This is a genomic window from Kitasatospora sp. NPDC059803 (assembly GCF_042732255.1).
Taxonomy (GTDB): domain Bacteria; phylum Actinomycetota; class Actinomycetes; order Streptomycetales; family Streptomycetaceae; genus Kitasatospora.
In genome coordinates this window covers 1-5432 of record NZ_JBHWIJ010000426.1, presented here as the reverse complement: position 1 = coordinate 5432, position 5432 = coordinate 1, and the positions used below count along the sequence as shown (strand labels likewise).

Annotated in this window: 4 protein-coding genes and 1 pseudogene; 3 read left to right on the top strand and 2 right to left on the bottom strand. The window is 75.8% G+C overall.

Going from position 1 to position 5432, the window contains the following annotated elements; genetic code table 11:
• Positions 1 to 578: pseudogene (locus tag ACFV6I_RS37235) on the top strand (sensor domain-containing diguanylate cyclase); the annotation flags it as partial.
• A gap of 24 nt (positions 579 to 602) precedes the next feature.
• Here ACFV6I_RS37235 and ACFV6I_RS37230 read toward each other — a convergent pair.
• On the bottom strand, positions 603 to 1199 hold the full coding sequence (locus tag ACFV6I_RS37230) for a TetR/AcrR family transcriptional regulator (protein ID WP_380430479.1): 597 nt from the start codon (positions 1197 to 1199) through the stop codon (positions 603 to 605).
• Positions 1200 to 1326: 127 nt separating this feature from the next.
• Here ACFV6I_RS37230 and ACFV6I_RS37225 point away from each other — a divergent pair, with 127 nt between their 5' ends.
• On the top strand, positions 1327 to 2526 hold the full coding sequence (locus ACFV6I_RS37225; protein WP_380430476.1) for a macrolide family glycosyltransferase: 1200 nt from the start codon (positions 1327 to 1329) through the stop codon (positions 2524 to 2526).
• Here the strand turns inward: ACFV6I_RS37225 and fdhD are convergent.
• Positions 2516 to 3430: a formate dehydrogenase accessory sulfurtransferase FdhD gene (fdhD, locus tag ACFV6I_RS37220; RefSeq protein WP_380430474.1), complete on the bottom strand. Its 915-nt coding sequence runs from the start codon at positions 3428 to 3430 to the stop codon at positions 2516 to 2518. The genes ACFV6I_RS37225 and fdhD overlap by 11 nt on opposite strands.
• A 156-nt stretch (positions 3431 to 3586) precedes the next feature.
• Between fdhD and hutH the strand changes: the two genes are divergently transcribed.
• Positions 3587 to 5170 (top strand): histidine ammonia-lyase, encoded by a 1584-nt coding sequence (gene hutH, locus ACFV6I_RS37215; protein WP_363369169.1) that lies wholly within the window; start codon positions 3587 to 3589, stop codon positions 5168 to 5170.
• The last annotated feature ends 262 nt before the right edge of the window (positions 5171 to 5432 follow it).

Genomic DNA, 5432 nt, shown 5'->3' with positions numbered 1-5432 from the left:
GCTTTCGGGGCGCCGCGCACAGCGCCGACCCGGGCCAGCTGCTCACCGCCGTCCTCGCGGCCCTCGACCAGGCCGCCGCCGCCCGGGCCGTCCACCCCGCCGACACCCTCGGCAAGCTCGTCGTCGTCGCCGAGGCCTCCGCCCGGCTGCTCGACGCCGTCGGCTGGTGGGTCTCCTACGTCCCGCCCGGCTCCCACCTCATGCGCACCGCCCAGCACGCCGTCTACCGGATGACCAGGGGCCCCAGCAGCACCCGCGCCGAGACCCAGCGGGCCCAGATCGAGGCCCCGGACGCCGTCTTCGACCTGCGCCACTACCCGATGACCCGCCGCGCCGTCCGCGGCGGCGCCTTCGCCCTGCGCGCCGGCGCGGCCGGCAACGACCCGGCCGAGGAGGCCATGCTGGTCGTCTCCGGCTACCGCGGCATGGTCGCCGCCGGCGGCCAGAACCCGGCCGGCGGCTGGCTCGTCGAACTCTTCGCCGACGACGCCACCCTGCCGCTCGGCCAGGCGGCCTTCGCCATGCGCGCCCTGGTGGCCGTCGCCCTGGCGGGCGCGGCCTCGCCCCCGGTGGTGTGAGGCCGGGGCGGTTGGCCGGTGCGGTCAGGCCCGCCCGAGGGCGCGCAGGACCGCCTCGACCAGGCGGTCGGCGTGGGCGTGGTCGAGCGGGCCGAGGCGGTAGAGCCAGCGGTAGTGGAGCGGGCCGTAGAGGAGTTCGAGGGCGAGGTCGAGGTCCGCGTCGGGGGCGAGCTGGCCGGCCTCGCGGGCGCTGCGCAGGCGCTCGCGGGTGACGTCGAGGAGCGGGTCCAGCAGGCGGGTGCGGTAGTCGGCGTACAGGGCCGGGTCGTTGAGCAGTTCGGCGGTGAGGGCGCGGTAGGTGCGGTCGAGGGCGTGGTCGGTGAGTTCGTCGGCGGCGGGGCGCAGGACGGCCCGCAGGTCGGCGGCGAGGTCGCCGGTGTCGGGGAGGGCGAGGCTGCCCTCGTGCTCGTTGGCGGCGAGGAAGGCGTCGAAGACGACGGCGCCCTTGGAGGGCCACCAGCGGTAGATGGTCTGCTTGCCGACGCCGGCCCGGGCGGCGATCGCCTCGATGGTGAGCTTGCCGAAGCCGACGTCGGCGACGAGTTCGGCGGCGGCGGTGAGGACGGCGGCGCGGGAGCGTTCGCTGCGGCGGGCCGGGTCGGGGGCGGTTCTGTGGGCCATGGTGGAAATTCTAAGCGCAGCAGCGAGACGGACCGTATCGTCTTGACGTGGCGTCGGGCCCGGATCATGCTGGAGCGCCGTCAGCGAGACGGACCGTCTCGTCTCATTCTGGACCCTGGAGGCCCCCATGACCCGCTCCGCGCACCCCGCCCACATCCTGATGGTCTCGATCCCGGCCCACGGGCACGTCAACCCCAGCCTCGCCGTGATCGCCGAACTGGTCGCCCGGGGCCACCGGGTCAGCTACGTCAACGACGCCTCCTTCGCCGGGGCCGTCGAGTCGACCGGCGCCCGCTTCGTCCCGTACCCGACGAGGCTGCCGCTCGCCGGCGGCCCGGACGCCTGGGAGGAGGACCCGGTGGCGCTCCAGGAGCTGTTCCTGGACGACGCCCTCGCGATGTACCCCGTCCTGCTGGAGGCCTTCGCGGACGACCGCCCCGACCTGGTGCTCTGCGACATCGCGGGCTTCGCCGGGCGGGCGCTCGGCGAGCGGCTGGGCGTGCCGGTGGTGCAGCTGTCGCCCACCTACGTCGGCTGGGAGGGCATCGAGCAGGACATGGCGGAGGTGTACGAGGCGATCCGCAACGGGCCAGGCGGCGCCGAGCACTACCGGCGGTTCGCCGACTGGCTGGCCGAGGCCGGGACGGTGGAGCGCGACGTGGACGCCTTCAAGGGCCGCCCGGCGCGGTCCGTCGCCCTGATCCCGCGCGCCCTGCAGCTCAACGCGGACCGGGTCGACGAACGGCGCGTCACCTTCGTCGGACCGTGCTTCGGCGACCGCGCCCACCAGGGCGGGTGGCAGCGGCCGGCGCACGCGGAGAAGGTGCTGCTGGTCTCGCTCGGCTCCGCCTTCACCCACCAGCCCGCGTTCTACCGGGCCTGCGTCCAGGCCTTCGGCGGCCTGCCCGGCTGGCACACGGTGCTCCAGGTCGGCGCGCACACCGACCTGGCCGACCTGGGCGAGGTGCCGGACACCGTCGAGGTGCACCGGTGGGTGCCGCAGCTGTCGGTGCTCGCGCAGGCGGACGCCTTCGTCACCCACGCGGGCATGGGCGGCTCCAGTGAGGGGCTGTACCACGGCGTGCCGATGATCGCCGTGCCGCAGGCCGTCGACCAGTTCGCCAACGCGGACGCGCTGGTGGGGCTCGGCGTCGCCCGCCGCCTGGACACCGCGCAGGCCACCCCGCAGGCGCTGCGCGGCGCGCTGCTGGAGCTGGTCGACGACCCGGCGGTGGCCGAGCGGCTGAAGGCGCTGGCCGCCGCCGGCCGGGCCGAGGGCGGCACCGCCCGCGCGGCGGACCTGATCGAGGCCGAGCTCAGGGGGTGACCGGCGCGGCGGGGGAGGGCGCCGTTGTCGAGGGCGTGTCGGGGGAGGGCGTGTCGGGGGAGGGCGAGGCGGGGGAGGGCGAGGCGATCCGGTCCGGCCGGGTGTAGACGTTCGCGCCCTCCCCGCGCAGGAAGCCGACCAGGGTCAGGCCCAGCTCCTCGGCGAGGTCCACCGCGAGCGAGGACGGCGCCGAGACGGCCGCCAGCAGCGGGACGCCCGCCAGCGCGGCCTTCTGGGTCAGCTCGAACGAGGCCCGGCCGCTGACCAGAAGGACGTGTCCGGTCAGCGGCAGCCTGCCCTCGCGCAGCGCCCAGCCGACCACCTTGTCCACCGCGTTGTGCCGCCCGACGTCCTCGCGGGCGCAGAGCAGGTCGCCGGTGGCGGCGTCGAACAGGCCGGCCGCGTGCAGGCCGCCGGTGGACTCGAAGGTGCGCTGGGCGGCCCGCAGCCGCTCCGGCAGGCCGTACAGCAGGGACGGCGGGACGGTGAGCGGGTCCTCGCCCACCGGGTGGCGGACGTGGGTGCGGACGGCGTCCACGGTGTCCCGGCCGCACAGGCCGCAGGCGCTGGTGGTGAGCAGGTTGCGGTGCGCGGACAGCGGCAGCGCGCGGGCGGCGCCGCGCAAGGTGGCGTCGACGACGTTGTAGGTGTTGGCGCCGGACTCGTCCGTCCCGGCGCAGTACCGCAGGGCGGCGAGCTCCTCGGCGGTGTGCACCAGCCCCTCGCCGACCAGGAACCCGGCCACCAGGTCGAAGTCCTGCCCGGGGGTGCGCATGGTGACGGTCAGCGGCTCGCCGCCGAGCCGGATCTCCAGCGGCTCCTCCGCCGCCAGCGAGTCCGGCCGCACCCCGCGCTCGTCCCCCCGCAGCCGCACCACCCGGCGCCGTGCCGTCGCCCGCGTCATCGCCCTGCCACCTCCGTGCGTGTCCGTGGGCACCAGCGTGCGGTACGGGGCGGCCCGGGTGAAAATCCTGCTGGCCGGTACGGGCGTACGATCGTGGCCGTTTCGGATGGCGACCACCTGTTGTCATATCTTCATTCACCTGATGTGATGGTGTATATGGATATGCACAGTGCTGTGGCCCCCGACGCTCCGCTGGTCCAGGTCGGCAAGGCCGACGTCAGCGCCGAGGACGTGCTGGCCGTCGCCCGGGGGAACGCCCGGGTCGAGATAGGCCCCGACGCGCTCGCCGAGATGGCGACGGCGCGGGCGCGGATCGACGCCCTCGCGGCCGAACCGCGCCCCGTCTACGGCGTGTCGACCGGATTCGGCGCGCTCGCCGTCCGGCACATCAGCCCCGAACTGCGCGCGCAGCTCCAGCGGTCGCTGGTGCGCTCGCACGCGGCCGGGATGGGACCGGCCGTCGAGCGCGAGGTCGTCCGGGCACTCGTCTTCCTGCGGATGAAGACGCTGGCCTCCGGCCGGACCGGGGTGCGCCCGCTGGTCGCGCAGACCATGGCCGCCCTGCTCAACGCGGGCATCACCCCGGTGGTCCGGGAGTTCGGCTCGCTCGGCTGCTCCGGCGACCTCGCGCCGCTGTCGCACTGTGCGCTGGTCCTGATGGGCGAGGGCGTGGCCACCGGCCCGGACGGCGTGGAGAAGCCCGCCGCCGAACTGCTCGCCGCCGCCGGCATCGAGCCCGTCGAACTGCTGGAGAAGGAGGGCCTGGCCCTCATCAACGGCACCGACGGCATGCTCGGCATGCTGGTGATGGCCATCGCCGACCTGCAGCGGCTCTACACCACCGCCGACATCACCGCCGCGATGACCCTGGAGGCGCTGCTCGGCACCGACAAGGTGCTCGCCCCCGAACTGCACGCCCCGATCCGCCCCCACCCGGGCCAGGCCCTGAGCGCCGCCAACATGCTGGCCGTCCTCAAGGACTCCGGCCTCACCGGCCACCACCAGGACGACGCGCCGCGGGTCCAGGACGCCTACTCGATCCGCTGCGCCCCGCAGGTGGCCGGCGCCGGCCGGGACACCCTCGCCCACGCCCAGCTGGTCGCCTCCCGCGAGCTGGCCGCCTCGGTCGACAACCCGGTGGTGCTGCCGGACGGCCGGGTGGAGTCCAACGGCAACTTCCACGGCGCCCCGGTCGCGTACGTGCTGGACTTCCTCGCCATCGCCGCCGCCGACCTGGGCTCCATCTCCGAGCGCCGCACCGACCGGCTGCTCGACAAGGCCCGCTCGCACGGCCTGCCGGCCTTCCTGGCCGACGACCCCGGCGTGGACTCCGGCCTGATGATCGCCCAGTACACCCAGGCGGCGCTGGTCAGCGAGAACAAGCGGCTCGCCGTCCCGGCCTCGGTCGACTCGATCCCGTCCTCCGCGATGCAGGAGGACCACGTGTCGATGGGCTGGTCCGCCGCCCGCAAGCTGCGCCAGTCCGTCGACAACCTCGGCCGGATCCTCGCCGTCGAACTCACCGCCGCCGCCCGCGCCCTGGAGATCCGCCAGCAGGCCGACGGCGCGGGCCGGACGGCCCCGGCCACCACGGCCGCCATGGCCGCCGCCCGGGAGGCGGGGGTCGGCGGCGCCGGCCGCGACCGCTTCCTCTCGCCGGACCTGGAGGCCGCGGCCGCGCTGGTCGCCTCCGGGGAACTGGTGCGGGCGGTGGAGCGGGTCACCGGGCCGCTGGCCTGACCCGGTGTGACCCGGTGCGTTCGGTGCGATCGGCGTGACGGGCCGTCGGGTCCGGTGCGGGCGGTGGGACGGCTGGTGCGGGCGGCGGGGCTCAGTCCCAGTCGTCGCGGGGGCGGGGCCCGGGCGCGGACCCGTGCCCGCGGGTGGGGGACCCCGCGGGGAGGGTGTACCCGGCGGTGGCCGCCCCGCTCTCGCGCCGGGCGGAGTCCTCGCCGCGCGGCGGGGGGGGCGCGGGCGGGGTGGCTGGGACCGCCCTTCGGGC

Coding starts and splice junctions, on each gene's coding strand:
- ACFV6I_RS37225 (WP_380430476.1), top strand. CDS start 1,327: ATGACCCGCTCCGCGCACCCCGCCCACATCCTGATGGTCTCGATCCCG.
- hutH (WP_363369169.1), top strand. CDS start 3,587: ATGGATATGCACAGTGCTGTGGCCCCCGACGCTCCGCTGGTCCAGGTC.
- ACFV6I_RS37230 (WP_380430479.1), bottom strand. CDS start 1,199: ATGGCCCACAGAACCGCCCCCGACCCGGCCCGCCGCAGCGAACGCTCC.
- fdhD (WP_380430474.1), bottom strand. CDS start 3,430: ATGACGCGGGCGACGGCACGGCGCCGGGTGGTGCGGCTGCGGGGGGAC.